This is a genomic window from Variovorax paradoxus (assembly GCF_040544635.1).
GTDB lineage: Bacteria > Pseudomonadota > Gammaproteobacteria > Burkholderiales > Burkholderiaceae_C > Variovorax > Variovorax paradoxus_R.
Window position 1 is genome coordinate 74732 of record NZ_JBEPKJ010000004.1, and the last position, 16537, is coordinate 91268.

The window sequence follows — 16537 nt, forward strand, 5'->3', positions numbered from 1 at the left end:
TGTCCGCCGCCGTACGCGCAAGGTGCGAAACGACCAAAAGGAACAAAGGAGTCCACGATGACCGACCAACTCATTATTTTCGACACCACCTTGCGCGACGGCGAGCAATCGCCCGGCGCTTCGATGACGCGCGACGAGAAGCTGCGCATCGCCAAGCAGCTCGAGCGGCTCAAGGTCGACGTCATCGAGGCCGGTTTTCCCGCCAGCTCGAACGGCGATTTCGAAGCCGTCCGGGCCATTGCGAACGCCATCAAAGACTCGACGATATGCGGCCTCTCGCGCGCCAACGACCGCGACATTTCGCGCGCGGCCGAAGCGCTCAAGGGCGCGGCGCGCGGGCGCATCCATACGTTCATCGCAACCTCGCCGCTTCACATGGAAAAGAAGCTGCGCATGTCGCCCGACGAGGTGCATGAGCAAGCCAGGCTCGCCGTGCGCTTTGCGCGCAACCTCGTGGCCGACGTGGAGTTCAGCCCCGAAGACGGCTACCGCAGCGACCCTGACTTTCTCTGCCGTGTGCTCGAAACCGTGATCAACGAGGGCGCCACCACCATCAACGTGCCCGACACCGTGGGCTACGCCATTCCCGAGCTCTACGGCAACTTCATCAAGATGCTGCGCGAGCGCGTGCCCAACAGCGACAAGGCGGTCTGGTCTGTGCATTGCCACAACGACCTCGGCATGGCCGTGGCCAATTCGCTGGCGGGCGTGAAGATCGGCGGCGCACGACAGGTCGAGTGCACCATCAACGGGCTGGGCGAGCGTGCGGGCAACTGTTCGCTCGAAGAAGTCGTCATGGCCGTGAAGACCCGCAGGGACTATTTCGGCCTGGACCTCAACATCGACACCACGCACATCGTGGCCGCGAGCCGCATGGTGAGCCAGACCACGGGCTTCGTGGTCCAGCCCAACAAGGCCGTGGTGGGGGCCAACGCTTTCGCGCATGCCTCTGGCATTCACCAGGACGGCGTGCTCAAGGCGCGCGACACCTACGAGATCATGCGTGCCGAAGACGTGGGCTGGGCCGCCAACAAGATCGTGCTCGGCAAGCTCAGCGGGCGCAACGCGTTCAAGCAGCGCCTGCAGGACCTCGGCGTGACGATGGGCAGCGAGGCCGACATCAACGCCGCTTTCCTGCGCTTCAAGGAACTGGCCGATCGCAAGTCCGAAATTTTCGACGAGGACATCCTTGCGCTCGTCAGCGCCGAGGAACTGGCGCACGTTGATGAACAGTTTGCTTTTGTCTCGCTTTCGCAGCACAGCGAAACCGGCGAGCGCCCCCAGGCCAAGGTCGTTTTTACCGTTCAGGGCAAGGAAGTCACCGGTGAATCCGACGGCAATGGCCCGGTTGATGCTTCTCTGAAGGCCATCGAATCGCTTGTAAAAAGTGGCGCGGAGATGGTGCTTTACTCGGTTAATGCCATCAGTGGCTCGACAGAAAGCCAAGGAGAAGTTACAGTTCGGTTACAAAATGCAGGGCGGGTGGTGAATGGAGTAGGTGCGGACCCCGACATCGTGGTCGCATCGGCTAAAGCTTATTTGAGTGCGCTCAACAAGTTACAGAGCCAAGCTGAGAGAGTGGCGGCACAAGGTTAGGTTTACGAGTGATCCTTGGATTCGATTGAAGAAAAGGACGCAAGTAACTGATATTGCGTGTCTTTTTTGATTTGGATACACTGCGGTTCTCATTTTGCCGCTGGAGATTTATTAATGCCCGAAACCCGCCCCCGCCGAGTTTCCAGCCAGCGGTTCTTGCCCGCAGTCAAATTCGTCGCCGTCGCGCTCTGCGCCACGGCGTTTTTGCTGTCCGGTGCACAGGCCGCCAAGAAGGAAAAAACAACTGTCGCCAAGACGTCCACGGCCAAGAAGGCCGCAGGACCCGTGCCAGTGGAAGTCAAGCGTTCGGCCAAGGCGCCGCGCGCTGCCGTTGTCGCCAAGCGCGGCAGCAAGGCCGATCGAAGCGAAAAGGTCGTTCGCGGTGGCCGCAATGTAGTGGCCAGCATCCGCCAGAAAAACGGCAAGACCGTGGTTGCCGTGCAACGCCGCTCGGTCGTTCGTGTCGAAACGCCGGCACGCCAGTCGTTCGGCCAGTTGGCCGGCTTGCACGGAGCCGAGGACGTGCTCGACCTGAAATCGAGCGTTGCGCTCGTGATCGACCAGGACACGCACGAAGTGTTGTTCAGCAAGAATGACCATGCGGTGCTCCCGATTGCATCGCTCACCAAGCTGATGACCGGCTTGCTCATCAGCGAAGCCCATCTTCCGAACGACGAGCTGATCACCATCACCCAGGACGACGTCGATACCGAAAAGGGCAGCCGTTCGCGGCTGACGGTGGGCACCACGCTCGCACGCGGCGAGCTCTTGCACCTGGCCCTGATGTCGAGCGAAAACCGCGCAGCGCATGCGCTTGGCCGTACCTACCCGGGTGGTCTTGCAACCTTCGTGAGCATCATGAACGCCAAGGCAAAGATGCTGGGCATGAAGGACACGCGCTACGTGGAGCCCACCGGCCTGTCGAGCCGCAACCAGTCGAGCGCGCAAGACCTGGCACTGCTCGTCAATGCCGCTTATTCGGACGCCACCGTGCGCTCGCTTTCGACCTCGCCTGAATACCAGGTCGAAGTTGGCAATCGCGTGCTGCAGTTCAACACCACCAACCGTCTCGTGAAGAGCCCGGACTGGGAAATCGGCCTGCAGAAGACGGGCTATATCTCCGAAGCCGGCCAGTGCCTCGTGATGCAGGCCAAGGTGGCCGGGCGCAAGCTGATCATGGTGTTCCTGGATTCGGCCGGCAAATTCAGCCGCATTGCCGACGCCGAACGTGTTCGCCGCTGGGTCGAGGCTACGCATGCTTCCACGGGTTCGCCGGCCGCGTCGCGCAGCAACGCGGCGTACCAGGTCGCTGGCTGAACACAAACGAACGAACAGCCCTGAGAAGGGCTGTTCGAGAGGCGCAATAGAGGGGCTCTGATCCCCGTACCGCTGCTCAGGCGGTCGCTGAAGAGCCGCTGTCGTTTGCGCTGGCTGCAGACCCGATGGGTGCAGCGCCGGTCGCGTCCTTGTAGCCAAGTGCCCCGGAGATTTCATTGGCCGTGGCCTGCAGCTTGGGCAGCCATCCTTCGTCGAGTCGGTCTGCCGGCGCGGAAATCGACAGCCCCGCCACCAGCTTGCCCTGGTCGTCGTAGATGCCGGCGGCCATGCAGCGCACCCCCAGCTCCAGTTCCTCGTTGTCGCGCGCAATGCCGTATTGGCGTGCTTTCGACAATTCGCGTTCCAGTGCCGGTAACTGGGTAATGCTGTTGCGCGTGTGGCCCGCCAGGCCGGTTCGCGTGGCATAGCTGCGCACGCGTTGCGGATCGTCCGCCGCCAGGAACAGCTTGCCGGTCGAAGTCAGGTGCAATGCGGCACGGCCGCCGATGGCACGCACCACCTGCATGCCCGAACGCTCGCTGTACGAGCGCTCGATATAAACGATTTCGTCGCCCTGCCGCATGCTGAGGTTGACCGGCTGCTGGGTGAGCTTGTGCAGCTCGCGCATCGGCCCCAGGGCGGCATCGCGCACGTTGAGCCGGCCCTTGACGAGGTTGCCGAGCTCCAGCAGCCGCATGCCGAGCCGGTAGCTGCCGGCCTCGGGCCGGTCGACGAAGCGGCCGACCGCCAGGTCGTTAAGAATCCGGTGCGTGGTGGAGGGGTGCAGTCCCGTCTTCTCGCTGATTTCCTTCAGCGAAATGGCCTCCTCGCGGGAGGCGAGCACGTCGATGAGCGCGAACATGCGCTCGATCACCTGAATGACTGGAACGGCAGGAACGTCGGATTGGTTTTTTCTCATGGCGCGATGCGGTATGGACCGAGCGCCATTTTACCTTGTGAAATCGTTTGGCGCCTGCCAGTGCCCGTCGATCAGGACTTCGTGGGGGGCGAAGCGCGCCTTGTAGTTCATCTTGGCGCTGCCTTCGATCCAGTAACCCAGATAGACGTGCGGCAGCCCGAGCTTGCGGGCCTGCTCGATTTGCCAGAGCACGCTGTAGGTGCCGTACCCCGCGCTGTCCTCCGGTTCGTAGAACGTGTAGACAGCTGAAATGCCGTCATTCAGCACGTCGAGGATCGAGACCATCTTCAATGCGCCCGCACTGCCGTCGGGCAGCGTCTCGCGGAACTCGACCAGTCTCGAATTGACCCGGCTCTGCAGCAGGAACTGGGTGTACTGGTCGATGCTGTCGTGGTCCATGCCGCCGCCGGCGTGGCGGCCATTCTGGTAGCGAAGATAGAGCTGGTAGTGCTCGGGCACGAAGCACAGCTTGAGGACGCGCGCGTGCAGGTCCTTGTGCTGTTTGACAGCCCGGCGCTGGCTGCGGCTGGGCTGAAAACCGTTGACGAGCACGCGCAGCGGTATGCAGGCGCGGCAGCCGTCGCAGTAGGGCCTGTAGGTGAACATTCCGCTGCGCCGGAAGCCGCTGAGCACCAGGTCCGAGTAGGCGTCGTTGTGGATCAGGTGGCTGGGCGTAGCCACCTGCGACCGGGCCTGGCGATCGGGCAGGTAGCTGCAGGGATAGGGCGCCGTCGCGTAGAACTGCAGCGTGTGAAGCGGAAGATCCTTGAGGTGCGTCACGTCGATTGAGAAGGCCGCGTGGAAAGGAGTTCTTTCCAGTATACGGGCTCGAAATGCCATCGTGGCCCCTGTTGTTCCCGGGCCTTGGCCACGTGCGCCACGAAGCTCTTGCGCGACATTTCGCGTGCGCCCAGGCTCGCGAGGTGAGAGGTGTTTTGCTGGCAATCGATCGTCTTCACCTGGAAATGGCGGCACAGGCACACCAAGGCCGCCAGGGCGATCTTCGAGGCATCCGGGCGGCGAGTGAACATCGATTCGCCGAAAACCGCGCGCCCCAGCCCCACGCAGTAGAGGCCGCCCGCAAGCTCGCCGTCGATCCAGGTTTCCACGCTGTGCGCGTGGCCGGCCCGGTGCAGCGCCAGGTAGGCGTTCACCATGTCAGGCACGATCCATGTACCCGACTGCCCGATGCGCGGCGACTGCGAGCAGGCCGTGATGACCGCGGCAAAGTCGTGGTCGATACGCACTTCGCAGCCCGGCGTCTGCGCGAAACGGGCCAGGGTCTTGCGCAGCGATCTGTGAAGCTTGAAGTCGGCCACCTGCAACACCATGCGCGGGTCCGGGCTCCACCAGAGAATCGGCTGGTCTTCGCTGAACCACGGAAACACGCATCGGCCATAGGCCTGCATCAGGGTGTCGACATCGAGTGCCCCGCCGGCCGCAAGCAGGCCAGGTACGGGGTCGGCCTCACCCCAGGCGGATGCGGGGTCGGGCAGTGCGTCGCCGGGTTCGAGCCAGGGCAGTTGTTGCATAGCCATAGGTATACACGGCTTCGCGGCGAGCTTCATCCGGATGGGGGAAAATGGCCGCTCTCCGGCGGTTTGCAAACGATTGCTGTCCGCAAGCCACAGGCTCCTGCATGCAAAAGCGCACAGGAATATCGGGAGCCCATATAGTCTTGCGTCGTCCGTTTGCAACGGAAGACGCACTCCACAGACCCATAGCGGACCCGCCAGGCCGGCGTTGCCTTGCGGGGGGCCAGCCCAAGAGGACCACGTTGACCACTGAATCCAACCCCACGCGTTTCGGCAGCGGCCAGGCGGTTCGCCGCCTCGAAGACGAGAGCCTGCTGGCCGGCGCAGGCCGCTACACGGACGACGTCACCCTCCCTGGCCAGACGCATCTCGTCTTCCTCCGGTCTCCTTATCCGCATGCGCGCATCGTGTCGGTCGACACGGCCGCCGCCGCGGCCATGCCCGGCGTGCTGCGCGTGATTACCGGTGCCGAACTGGTCGAAGCGGGCGTCCAGCCGATGCCCGGCGCCGCCGGTTTCAAGCGTGCCGACGGCAGCGACTGTGCCAGCCCGCCGCGTTTTGCCATGGCGCACGAGCGAGTGCGCTTCGTCGGCGAGGCGGTGGCGGCGGTGGTGGCCGAAACAGTCCAGCAGGCACGCGATGCCGCCGAGGCCGTGATGGTCGACTACGACGAGCTCCCGATGGTGGTCGACCTCGCCAGCGCCACCGCCGACGGCGCGCCGCAGCTGTGCAACGAGGCCACCGGCAACATCGCCGCCGAAATGAAGCACGGCAGCAGCGATGCCGCGACGGCAGCCTTTGCCAAGGCCAGCCATGTGGTCGCGCTCGACGTGGTCAATCAACGCGTCGTTGCGCTGACCATCGAGCCGCGTTCGGTGCTCGCGGCCTATGACGGCGAATCCGACCGCCTCACCATCCGCATGAGCACGCAAATGCCCTCGGGCGTGCGCGACTCGGTCTGCGCCGCCATCGGCCTTGCGAAGGAAAAGGTGCGCGTGGTGGTGGGCGACGTCGGCGGCGGGTTCGGCATGAAGACCGGCGCCTATCCCGAAGACATTGCCATCGCTTTTGCCGCGCTGCAGGTCAAGCGCCCCGTGAAGTGGGTGGCCGAGCGCAGCGAAGAATTTCTTTCCAGCGCGCACGGCCGGGACATCGAGGCCAGGGCCGAACTCGCGCTCGATGCCGACGGAAAGATCCTTGCGCTGCGCATCAAGACGCTGGCCAACGTGGGCGCCTATGCCACCGGCACCGGCGTTGCGATCCAGCTGCTGATCGGCCCCTGGGTGCAGACCAGCGTCTACGACATCCAGACCATCGACTTCCATTTCAAGGCGGTGCTCACCAACACCGCACCCACCGGCGCCTACCGCGGCGCAGGCCGGCCCGAGGCGATCTTCACCATCGAGCGGTTGATGGACGAGGCCGCGCGCCAGACCGGCATCGACCGCGTCGCGCTGCGCCGCCGCAACTTCATCCGCCCCGAGCAGATGCCCTACAAGAACCCGATGGCGCAGACCTACGACACCGGCAAGTTCGAGTCGGTGATGGACCAGGCCCTGGCGCTGGCCGACTGGCAGGGTTTCGAGGCCCGCGCAGCCGAGTCGACACGGCAGGGCAAACACCGCGGCCTGGGCATTGCCACCTTTCTGGAATGGACGGGCGGCAACGTGTTCGAGGAGCGTGTCACGGTCTCGGTACAGGCCGATGGCGTGATCGAGGTGTTCTCCGCCGTCAACGCCATGGGGCAGGGCATTGCCACCTCGCTGGCGCAGCTGGCGGTCGATGCCTTCGGCGTGCCGATCGAGAAGGTGCGCGTGGTGCTCGGCGACACCGACCGCGGCGACGGCTTCGGCAGCGCCGGTTCGCGCTCGCTGTTCACCGGCGGCTCGGCCGTGCGCATCGGCGCCGAGCGCACCATCGGCAAGGCACGCGAGCTCGCGGCGCAGGAATTCGAAGCCTCCGTCGACGACATCATCTACAGCCGCGGCGTGTTCAACGTGGCCGGCACCGATCTCGAGCTCGACCTGTTCGCCCTGGCGGACAAGCAGCCCGGTCGCGAAATCTTCGTCGACTCCACCAGCACCGTGGCTGGCCCGACCTGGCCCAACGGCTGCCACATCTGCGAGATCGAAATCGATCCGCCGACCGGCGAGATCAGCGTGGTGGCCTACAGCTCGGTCAACGACGTGGGCCGCGTGATCAACCCGATGATCGTGCGCGGCCAGCTCGAAGGCGGCGCGGTGCAAGGCATCGGCCAGGCGCTGTACGAGCAGGTGGTGTACGACAACGAAACCGGCCAGCCCGTCACCGGCAGCCTCATGGACTACGCCGCACCTCGCGCCGATATCGTGCAAACCATGTTCCACATGGAGATGGACGAGTCGACGCCCTGCATCAACAACCCGCTGGGCGTGAAAGGGGTGGGCGAGCTGGGCACCATCGGTGCCACGCCGACCATCGTCAACGCGGTGGCCGACGCCTTTGCGCGCAACGGCTTTGCGGCCAGCGCGCCGCACCTGCACATGCCGCTGAGTCCGGCGCGTGTGTGGCAGGCCATGCACACGGTGGATTGATCTTCAAACCCCCCGGCGCTCCGAAGGCTCAAAGGCGCGCGCACTATGCAGGCCACCACCGAACTGCAGACCGACGCCATCCGCGTTTCGAGTTACCGCTGCGACGCGGAGCCCGGTACGCGGCCGTTCACCGAGATGCACACGGACTATTCAGTCTCGTACGTGCGCAAGGGCAGTTTCGGCTACCGCACACGCGGCAATGCCTACGAACTGGTGGCCGGCTCCGTGCTGGTGGGCTGCCCGGGCGATGAATACGTTTGCACCCACGACCACCATGTGTGCGGTGACGAATGCCTGGCGTTTCATCTGTCGCCCGGCTTTGTCGACCTGATCGGCGGCGACCAGCGGACCTGGCGTACGGCGGGGCTTCCGCCGTTGCCCGAACTCATGGTGCTCGGTGAACTCACGCAGGTCGCGACGGAAGGCCGGAGCGACGTCGGCCTGGACGAATTGGGCATGTGGTTCGCCAGCCGTTTCGTCGAGGTGGCGAGCGGACGCGGCAAGCCGGAACCGCGGCCAGCCGCGCCACGCGACAGGCGCCGCGCGGTCGATGCGGCCATGTGGATCGATGCGCACTCGCACAACGACATCGGCCTGGAGCGCGCGGCCTCCGAAGCCGGGCTGAGCGCCTTCCATTTCCTGCGCCTGTTTTCGCAGGTGCTCGGCGTCACGCCGCACCAGTACCTGGTTCGCTCGCGGCTGCGCCATGCGGCACGCCTGCTGGCGGACGACGACCGGCCCGTGACCGACGTGGCCTTCGATGTGGGCTTTGCCGACCTGAGCAACTTCGTTCGCACCTTTCACCGTGCGGCCGGGGTGTCGCCGCGGGGCTTTCGCCAGGCGGCCAAAGGCGATCGCAAGATTTTCCAAGACCGCCTGGCAGCCCTGCTCGATGATGACCGCCTGATTCATTCCTGAGGCGAACGGACAACCATGGCAACGATCTACAAGGAATTCATCGTCGAAGCCGACGCGGCCCAGGTGTGGGATGCGTTGCGCGACTTCGGCGCCGTGCATACGCGCCTTGCGCCCGGCTTCCTGACCGACTGCAAACTGGACGGGAATGGCGCCCGCATCGTGAGCTTTGCCAACGGCCTGGTGGCGCGCGAGCTGCTCGTGGGCATCGACGAACCAAATCGCCGGCTGGCCTACACCATCACCGGGGGCCAGGCCCGCCACCACCATGCATCGGCGCAGGTGTTTGCGCACGGCGAAGGGCGCTCGCGCTTCGTCTGGATCACCGATGTACTGCCCGATGAACTCGGCGCCCACATCGCGCCGATGATGGACCAAGGCGGCCTGGCGATGAAGAAGACGCTCGAAAAGTAAACCTCGGCGCCGCCAGCCGCTCCTAGAAATCTTCGAGCGGCAGGCCCACGTAGTTCTCGGCCAGCGCGGTGGAGGCGGCGTGCGAATGCACCAGGTAGTCGAGCTCGGCCTCCTGGATCTTCTGGCCGAAGGCGCCAGTCTCGGGGAAGCGATGCATCAGCGAAGTGAACCACCACGAGAAGCGCTCGGCCTTCCAAACCCGGCGCAGGCAGAGGTCTGAATACCGGTCGAGCGCGGAGGGCGTTGTTTCGCCGTAGAAGATCTCGAGCGCGCGCGAGAGATACCCCACGTCGGCCGTCGCAAGGTTGAGCCCCTTGGCGCCGGTCGGCGGCACGATGTGCGCGGCATCTCCGGCCAGGAACAGCGAGCCGAAGCGCATCGGTTCGGCCACGAAGCTGCGCAGCGGCGCAATGCTTTTCTCCAGCGAAGGTCCCGTCACCAGCCGGTCGCGGGCCTCGGGGTCGAGCCGCGCACGCAGCTCGTTCCAGAAGGCCTCGTCGCTCCAGTTCTCCACCCGCTCCTCGGTCGGCACCTGCACGTAGTAGCGGCTGCGCGTGGCGCTGCGCATGCTGCACAGCGCAAAGCCCCGCTCGGTGTTGGCGTAGATCAGTTCGTGCGACACCGGCGGCACGTCGGCCAGCACGCCCAGCCAGCCGAAGGGGTAGACCTTCTCGTAGGTCTGGATGGCGTCGGCAGGCACGCTGGCGCGGCTCACGCCGTGGTAGCCGTCGCAGCCAGCGATGAAGTCGCACTCGATCTCGTGCGTTTGCCCGTCTTTTTCGTAGCGCACGCGCGGGCGCTGCGAATCGAAGTCGTGAAGGCTGACATTGGCCGCGCTGTAGATGGTGGCAAGGCCCTCGGCCGAGCGTGCTTCCATCAGGTCGCGTGTCACCTCCGTCTGGCCATAGACGGTGACCTGCTTGCCGCCCGTCAGGCCATGCATGTCGATGCGATGCCGCGCACCTTTGAACAGCAGCTCGATGCCCTCGTGCGGCAGCCCTTCGGCCTTGGCGCGCGCATCGACGCCGGCGCGCGCCAGAAGATCCATGGTGACCTGCTCGAGCACGCCCGCGCGGATGCGCCCCAGCACGTAGTCGCCGCTCTGGCGCTCGACGATGATGTTGTCGATGCCCGCCTTGAAAAGCAGTTGCCCGAGAAGCAGGCCGGCCGGGCCCGCGCCGATGATCGCGACCTGTGTGCGCATGTTCGTGTCTCCGATAAGGTTTCCCGGAGCGTAGGGCGTGCGCGGTGCGCCGGCGCACCACTTGGCGAGGCTCTGTGCGATCATGCGAACGGCTGCGCGATCATCGCGCAACACTTCGTACCCTGACCAGATGACCATCGCCAAAGCCGACTTCATCGAGGGCATTGCCAAGGGAATGGCCGTGCTCGAGAGCTTCGACACCGAGCGCCAGCGCCTCAACGCCACGTTGGCGGCCGAGCGCGCGGGCCTCACGCGTGCCGCCGCCCGCCGTCACCTGCTGACGCTGGCCCACCTGGGCTATCTGGAGACGGACGGCAGCTATTTCTGGATGGCGCCCAAGGTGCTGCGGTTTTCGGGCAGCTACCTGGCTTCGTCACGCCTTCCGCGCGCACTGCAACCCACGCTGAACCGGCTTGCGGCGCAAACGGGGGAGTCTTTCTCGGCCGTGGTACTCGACGGCGAAGAGGCGGTCATCATCGCGCGCAGCGGCGCCTACGGCACGCCGACCCGTGTGCTGGCTTACGGCCTGCACCTTGGCGCGCGCTTGCCGGCCCACGCAACATCGACCGGACGGGTACTGCTCGCGGCCATGGCGCCGGCCCAGTTCACGCAATGGCTCAAGGGGCGCCACCTTGCGCGGCTCACGCCGCACACCACCACCCAGGCGCGCGGCCTGCGCCAGCTGATCTCCCGCGTGCGCAAGGACGACTACTGCTTTGCCAGCGAAGAGCACGAGCTCGGCGTGCAGGCGCTCGCGGTGCCGCTGCGCGACATGCAAGGCCGCACCGTGGCCGCGTTGAACGTGGTGCTCTCGGGCACGCGCTATCAGGAGGAGACGCTCCAGCGCGACATGCTGCCGCTGCTCTTCGAGGCGGCGCGCGAGGTCCGGTCGCTGCTGTGATCTGAACTTCCGCACCGCTGCCGCCTCGAATCCCGAAACGGATCACAACAACCATGCGACTCCTGCTTCTCGAAGACGACGTGATGATCGGCGAGGCCGTGCTCGACCTGCTGCGGGCCGAGCAATATGCCGTGGACTGGGTCAAGGATGGCGATGCAGCCGAGTCCGCATTGCGCGCCCAGCAATACGACCTGGTGCTGCTCGACCTGGGCGTGCCGCGACGCGACGGGCTCGAGGTGCTGCGCAGCCTGCGCGCCCGCAAGCAGCGCATGCCCGTGCTGATTGCCACCGCGCGCGACTCGGTGCAGCAGCGCATCGAAGGGCTCGATGCGGGCGCCGACGACTACGTGCTCAAGCCCTACGACCTGGACGAACTTCTCGCCCGCATCCGGGCCTTGCTGCGCCGTGCCGCGGGGCGCGCCGAGCCGGTGTACGAGCACATGGGCGTGAGCATCAACCCTGCCACGCGTGAAGTTTCCGTGGCCGGCCAGCCGGTGATACTTTCGGCCCGCGAATGGGCGGTGCTCGAACCGTTGATCGCGCGACCCGGCATGGTGCTGTCGCGCGCCCAGCTCGAGGAAAAGCTCTACAGCTGGAAAGACGAAATCAGCAGCAACGCCGTCGAGGTGTATGTGCACGGCCTGCGCAAGAAGCTGGGCGCCGAGCTGATCCGCAACGTGCGAGGCGTGGGCTACATGGTGCCGAAGGCATGATGCGCGCGCTGACCGGATCGCTGCGCGCGCGCCTCCTGTGGTTTCTGCTTGCAGCCATCGTGCTGGCCGCCGGGGCGCAGGCGGTCGTGGCCTACCGCACGGTGCTGAAGGAAGCCGACGACATCTTCGACTATCACATGCAGCAGATGGCGCTCTCGCTGCGTGCCGGGCTGCCGCCGAGTGCGGCCGTCGGTGGCATCGGCAGCGGCGAGCAGAACTTCGAGTTCGTGGTGCAGGTGTGGACCGCCGACGGCGTGCGTATTTTCGAATCCGCCGAGCAGGCCGCATTGCCGCAACTGGCGGTGCTGGGTTTTGCCGACGTGCGTGCGCGCGGCACCACGTACCGCGTGTTTTCGATGCAGACGAGCGGGTTGGTCATCCAGGTGGCACAAGACATGGCGGCGCGGCGCAACATGGCCGGCGCGTTGGCGCTGCGCACTATCGCGCCGGTGGCGTTGATGGCGCCGCTGCTCATGCTCATCGTCTGGTGGGTGGTGAGCCTGTCCCTCGCGCCCGTGGCACGCGTGCGCAAACAGGTTGCATCGCGGCAAGCCGACGATCTTTCCGCCGTGAGCGAAGAAGGCCTGCCCGACGAAGTGCGCCCGCTGGTGCAGGAACTCAACCTGCTGTTCGACCGGGTGCGCCACGCCTTCGATGCGCAAAAACACTTCGTCGCCGATGCGGCGCACGAGTTGCGTTCGCCGCTCGCCGCCTTGAAGCTGCAGGTGCAGGGCTTGCAGCGCGCGCCCGATGCTGCCGCACGCGACGTGGCTGTGAGCCGGCTGGTCGCGGGCATCGACCGCGCCACGCGTCTGGTCGAACAGATGCTCGCATTGGCCCGGCACGAGGCCAGCATGGCGGCCGGCGCAAAGCCCGAGCCGGTCGACCTTGCCGAAGTCGCGCGCCTGGCCATTTCGGATGCCGTTGCGGCGGCACAGGCACGACGCATCGACATCGGCATTTCGCATGCCGATGCGGCGGTGGTGAACGGCCAGCCCGAAGCGCTGCGCATGATGCTGCGCAACCTGATCGACAACGCCGTCAAGTACACGCCGGAAGAAGGGCGCGTCGACGTCGGCATTGCGGCGCTCGGCTCGACGGTGGAGCTCAGCGTGGACGACAGCGGGCCCGGCCTGCCCGAGGCAGAACGAGAGCGGGTGCTCGACCGCTTCTACCGCTCGGGCGAGCCGCAGGCGCCGGGAAGCGGGCTCGGCCTGGCCATCGTCAAGTCGATTGCCGACCTGCACGGCGCCACGGTGGCGCTCTCCACCTCTCCGGGCCTTGGCGGCTTGCGGGTGCTGGTGCGCTTTCCTGCCAAGGCCTGAGTTCTTTTCAGGCCCGAGCCGCGGTTTAAGCCGCGCTTAAGCCAGTGCACCGACATTCCTTTCATCGTGTTTGCGTGCAGACGCATTGAAAGGAAAGCTAGAAATGAACACCCGCCTGACTTCTCCCCACGCCCTGGTTCTTGCCCTGGCGACCGCCGGGGTGATCGGTGCCGTCGGTGCCGGCGCCTACACCAGCGCCGTGAGCGCCCCGACCAACGCCACACCCATCGCCGCAGCCCCCGCAATGGTCACGCTGCCCGACTTCTCCACCATCACCACGCGCGACGGCCCCGCGGTGGTCAACATCAGCGTGACCGGCACCGCCAAGGAATCGGACGCCGAAGCCGCGGCCGAGATGCAAGGCATCGACCCGGACGATCCGATGTTCCAGTTCTTCCGCCGCTTCCAGGGCCAGATGGGCCCGCGCGGCCAGCAGCGCGACGTGCCGGTGCGGTCGCAGGGCTCGGGCTTCATCGTGAGCCCCGACGGCCTCATCATGACCAATGCGCACGTCGTGAAGGGCGCCAAGGAGGTCACCGTCAAGCTGACCGACCGCCGCGAATACCGCGCCAAGGTGCTCGGCGCCGACGCCAAGACCGACATCGCCGTGCTCAAGATCGACGCGAAGAACCTGCCCACGCTCGCCCTGGGCAACACCAAGGACCTGAAGGTCGGCGAATGGGTGCTGGCCATCGGCTCGCCCTTCGGTTTCGAGAGCACGGTCACCGCCGGCGTCGTGAGCGCCAAGGGCCGTTCGCTGCCCGACGACAGCTACGTGCCGTTCATCCAGACCGACGTGGCCGTCAACCCCGGCAACTCGGGCGGGCCGCTGCTCAACACGCGCGGCGAGGTGGTGGGCATCAACTCGCAGATCTACAGCCGCAGCGGCGGCTACCAGGGCGTGTCGTTCGCCATTCCCATCGATGTGGCCGTGCAGGTGAAGGACCAGATCGTAGCGACCGGCAAGGCCACGCATGCGCGCCTGGGCGTGGCGGTGCAGGAGGTGAACCAGGCCTTTGCCGACTCGTTCAAGCTCGACAAGCCCGAAGGCGCGCTGGTGTCGAATATCGAGAAGGGCGGCCCCGGCGACAAGGCCGGCCTGAAGGCGGGCGACGTGATCCGCAAGGTCGACGGCCAGCCCATCGTTTCGTCGGGTGACCTGCCCGCCGTCATCGGGCAGCAGACGCCGGGCAAGAAGGTCACGCTCGAAGTGTGGCGGCAGGGCGAGCGCCAAGAGCTTTCCGCCAAGCTCGGCGATGCGAGCGACAAGCCGACGCAGGTTGCCAAGAACGACAGCGCCGCAGGGCAGGGCAAGCTTGGCCTTGCGTTGCGCCCCCTGCAGCCGCAGGAGAAGCGCGAAGCCGCGATCGAGAACGGGCTGCTGGTCGAAGACGTCGCCGGGCCATCCGCCATCGCCGGAGTGCAGGCGGGCGACGTGCTGCTGGCCATCAACGGCACGCCCGCCAAGAGCCTGGAACAGGTGCGGGAAGTCGTGGCCAAGGCCGACAAATCGGTGGCGCTTCTGATCCAGCGCGGCGAAGACAAGATCTTCGTGCCGGTTCGCATCGGCTGAGGCCCGCCGTCAGGCCATCAGAGCTTTAACGCGAACCATGAGTTCATCGACCGGCGGCCTTTCGGCGCACATCCTGCCCACGTCGGCCACCATGATCGGCGTGTGCATGACGGTGATGTCGATCGGTCACCTGGGCCCGCGCGACGACATGCGGCTGCTGATCGACCGCATGCTGGCCATCGACGCACTGGTCTTTCTGGCCAGTGCGCTCCTGTCCTTCATCTCGATGCGGTCGCGAAAGTCGGGGGTTCGCCTGGAAGCCTAGGGCGAGATGGTTTTCATTGCAGGGCTCGCGCTGCTGGCGCTGGGCGCCGTAACGCTGGCGTTTGCCTTGCGCTGAGCGCGCGGCTCAGGACTCTTTCTTGCCGGTGTCTTCTTCGGGGACTTGCGCGTCGAGTTCGTCCTTGATGCCTTTGTCTCCGCGAAGAGCCAGGTAGAGCACGGCGCCGAGGCCAATTACTACGACGAAGATCACAGCGAAAAAGCCTCCCCCGAAGGTCCACCACCAGAACAAACCGCTTGCAACAAGAAGCAGCGCAACCAAGAGTAAAAGATTCAAGTGCATGGACCAAGCCGATAGTACATTGGCGGTAATGTACGCGGCGTTACTGTTTGGCGGCTGACTCGAACTCTGGGATATACCCTGTTTTCGCGATATTTCGCTTTGCACCCCGTGAGCTGTGCCGGCCTGCCAAGCGGGCGGCAGCGGTTTCACGGCTTGTGCGGCGGCGCGATGTCATGGACTTCGCGCAGGTTTTCAAGTTGCTCTTGTGCCACGCGAAAGCACTCGCGAAGCTGCTCCGCCGTCGGCTCCGGATAGCCCGGCGGCGGTTGCAGCGCGTTGCCAAGACGTTCCCACGCTGCTTCCCAGGCAAGCTTTGCAATGGCGCGGGTATCCGAAGACCTCGACATCATCTTCCTCCGGTTTTTTTTGATCGCATCCATGATGTGGGCGAGCTGCCGTGATTCAAGAGCAGCGCGTAGCACTCCATCGATGGGTCTTCTGCGGCCCGCTCCTACATGCATCCGCAAGCGAGCTGTCCTACGGTGTTTGAAGAAACACCGGAGGTGCACATCATGCCGCGCACGCGCAAACCTTTTCACCCCTCAGAAGACCCCAAACTCGCATCCGACGACCCTTCGACGGTAATCCCGCCGAAGGGACACCGCAACAGAGATATCGATACGGTGAAAGCGACCGCCGGGTCGGCGGAAGAAGAAGCCGTCGGCGAGCAGACGAATTCGAAGGTGGGGATGAGCCACTCGTCCCAGACCGGAAGGATCTGACCGGGGCGAACTCGCGTCTACCTCGAGGCGCTGACCGAGGCCCCCGACGGCAGTGGAAGTTCTGACTGCCCAGCCGCCGTTGCCGCGCGCTCGCGCTGTACGGCAAGGTGCAAAAACGCAAGGGTGAAGATCACCGCAGCCATCGCTGCAATCACCCACAAGATGGCCCGTGCAGACTGCGAATTCTGGCCGTTTCCCTTTTCACGATCGTCCATCTCAACCTCCGTTATCGAGAAACCGGATATTTGAGATGTTTCAAAATCGC

At 65.3% G+C, this 16537-nt stretch carries 18 protein-coding genes; 11 read left to right on the forward strand and 7 right to left on the reverse strand.

Annotated elements, in window-relative coordinates:
- The first annotated feature begins 57 nt into the window (after positions 1 to 57).
- Both ABIC94_RS08060 and ABIC94_RS08065 read left to right on the forward strand, forming a co-directional pair.
- Positions 58 to 1596 carry a 2-isopropylmalate synthase gene (locus tag ABIC94_RS08060; protein ID WP_354372501.1) on the forward strand — a complete coding sequence of 513 codons (1539 nt, stop codon included), beginning with the start codon at positions 58 to 60 and terminating at the stop codon, positions 1594 to 1596.
- Positions 1597 to 1710: 114 nt separating this feature from the next.
- Entirely contained in the window at positions 1711 to 2913 is a 1203-nt protein-coding gene (locus ABIC94_RS08065; protein ID WP_354372502.1) for a serine hydrolase, read from the forward strand.
- A gap of 76 nt (positions 2914 to 2989) precedes the next feature.
- Here ABIC94_RS08065 and ABIC94_RS08070 read toward each other — a convergent pair whose 3' ends face one another.
- From ABIC94_RS08070 to aat, 3 genes are read right to left on the reverse strand one after another with little or no spacing between them, the layout of a single operon-like run.
- Positions 2990 to 3832, reverse strand: coding sequence for an IclR family transcriptional regulator (locus ABIC94_RS08070; RefSeq protein ID WP_354372503.1), 843 nt, complete (start codon positions 3830 to 3832; stop codon positions 2990 to 2992).
- 30 nt (positions 3833 to 3862) lie between these two features.
- The gene (locus ABIC94_RS08075; RefSeq protein ID WP_354372504.1) at positions 3863 to 4612 is read right to left on the reverse strand and encodes an arginyltransferase; all 750 of its coding nucleotides are present in this window, start codon (positions 4610 to 4612) and stop codon (positions 3863 to 3865) included.
- A complete protein-coding gene (aat, locus tag ABIC94_RS08080; protein ID WP_354372767.1) occupies positions 4609 to 5364 on the reverse strand; it encodes a leucyl/phenylalanyl-tRNA--protein transferase in 756 nt (251 codons plus the stop codon). The genes ABIC94_RS08075 and aat overlap by 4 nt, the downstream gene beginning before the upstream one ends.
- A gap of 245 nt (positions 5365 to 5609) precedes the next feature.
- On the opposite strand from aat, the gene ABIC94_RS08085 reads away from it, so the two are divergent.
- Genes ABIC94_RS08085 through ABIC94_RS08095 form a run of 3 tightly spaced genes read left to right on the forward strand, consistent with a single transcriptional unit; the run spans position 5610 to position 9269 of the window.
- Positions 5610 to 7940, forward strand: a complete 2331-nt coding sequence (locus tag ABIC94_RS08085; RefSeq protein WP_354372505.1) for a xanthine dehydrogenase family protein molybdopterin-binding subunit — start codon at positions 5610 to 5612, stop codon at positions 7938 to 7940.
- 45 nt (positions 7941 to 7985) lie between these two features.
- Positions 7986 to 8858: a helix-turn-helix transcriptional regulator gene (locus ABIC94_RS08090; RefSeq protein WP_354372506.1), complete on the forward strand. Its 873-nt coding sequence runs from the start codon at positions 7986 to 7988 to the stop codon at positions 8856 to 8858.
- A gap of 15 nt (positions 8859 to 8873) precedes the next feature.
- Positions 8874 to 9269, forward strand: coding sequence for an SRPBCC family protein (locus tag ABIC94_RS08095; protein ID WP_354372507.1), 396 nt, complete (start codon positions 8874 to 8876; stop codon positions 9267 to 9269).
- 22 nt (positions 9270 to 9291) lie between these two features.
- Here ABIC94_RS08095 and pobA read toward each other — a convergent pair whose 3' ends face one another.
- Complete coding sequence (gene pobA / locus ABIC94_RS08100) at positions 9292 to 10473, reverse strand: 4-hydroxybenzoate 3-monooxygenase (protein WP_354372508.1); 1182 nt, start codon at positions 10471 to 10473, stop codon at positions 9292 to 9294.
- 130 nt (positions 10474 to 10603) lie between these two features.
- Between pobA and ABIC94_RS08105 the strand changes: the two genes are divergently transcribed.
- The 5 genes from ABIC94_RS08105 (at position 10604) to ABIC94_RS08125 (ending at position 15250) form a co-directional block, all read left to right on the forward strand.
- Positions 10604 to 11374 (forward strand): IclR family transcriptional regulator domain-containing protein, encoded by a 771-nt coding sequence (locus tag ABIC94_RS08105; RefSeq protein ID WP_354372509.1) that lies wholly within the window; start codon positions 10604 to 10606, stop codon positions 11372 to 11374.
- A gap of 53 nt (positions 11375 to 11427) precedes the next feature.
- Positions 11428 to 12087 (forward strand): response regulator, encoded by a 660-nt coding sequence (locus tag ABIC94_RS08110; protein WP_354372510.1) that lies wholly within the window; start codon positions 11428 to 11430, stop codon positions 12085 to 12087.
- A complete protein-coding gene (locus ABIC94_RS08115; protein ID WP_354372511.1) occupies positions 12084 to 13412 on the forward strand; it encodes an ATP-binding protein in 1329 nt (442 codons plus the stop codon). Before ABIC94_RS08110 ends, ABIC94_RS08115 begins: the two co-directional genes overlap by 4 nt.
- Positions 13413 to 13515: 103 nt before the next feature.
- Positions 13516 to 14985, forward strand: coding sequence for a DegQ family serine endoprotease (locus ABIC94_RS08120; RefSeq protein ID WP_354372512.1), 1470 nt, complete (start codon positions 13516 to 13518; stop codon positions 14983 to 14985).
- A gap of 37 nt (positions 14986 to 15022) precedes the next feature.
- Positions 15023 to 15250 (forward strand): hypothetical protein, encoded by a 228-nt coding sequence (locus ABIC94_RS08125; protein WP_354372513.1) that lies wholly within the window; start codon positions 15023 to 15025, stop codon positions 15248 to 15250.
- Between the two features lie 84 nt (positions 15251 to 15334).
- On the opposite strand, the gene ABIC94_RS08130 is transcribed toward ABIC94_RS08125, so the two are convergent.
- Both ABIC94_RS08130 and ABIC94_RS08135 read right to left on the reverse strand, forming a co-directional pair.
- Positions 15335 to 15700, reverse strand: a complete 366-nt coding sequence (locus tag ABIC94_RS08130; RefSeq protein ID WP_354372514.1) for a hypothetical protein — start codon at positions 15698 to 15700, stop codon at positions 15335 to 15337.
- Positions 15697 to 15930: a hypothetical protein gene (locus tag ABIC94_RS08135; protein WP_354372515.1), complete on the reverse strand. Its 234-nt coding sequence runs from the start codon at positions 15928 to 15930 to the stop codon at positions 15697 to 15699. Before ABIC94_RS08135 ends, ABIC94_RS08130 begins: the two co-directional genes overlap by 4 nt.
- Before the next feature lie 132 nt (positions 15931 to 16062).
- On the opposite strand from ABIC94_RS08135, the gene ABIC94_RS08140 reads away from it, so the two are divergent.
- A complete protein-coding gene (locus tag ABIC94_RS08140) occupies positions 16063 to 16272 on the forward strand; it encodes a hypothetical protein (RefSeq protein WP_354372516.1) in 210 nt (69 codons plus the stop codon).
- A 17-nt stretch (positions 16273 to 16289) separates the two neighbouring features.
- Here ABIC94_RS08140 and ABIC94_RS08145 read toward each other — a convergent pair whose 3' ends face one another.
- Positions 16290 to 16487: a hypothetical protein gene (locus ABIC94_RS08145; RefSeq protein ID WP_354372517.1), complete on the reverse strand. Its 198-nt coding sequence runs from the start codon at positions 16485 to 16487 to the stop codon at positions 16290 to 16292.
- Positions 16488 to 16537 lie beyond the last annotated feature (50 nt).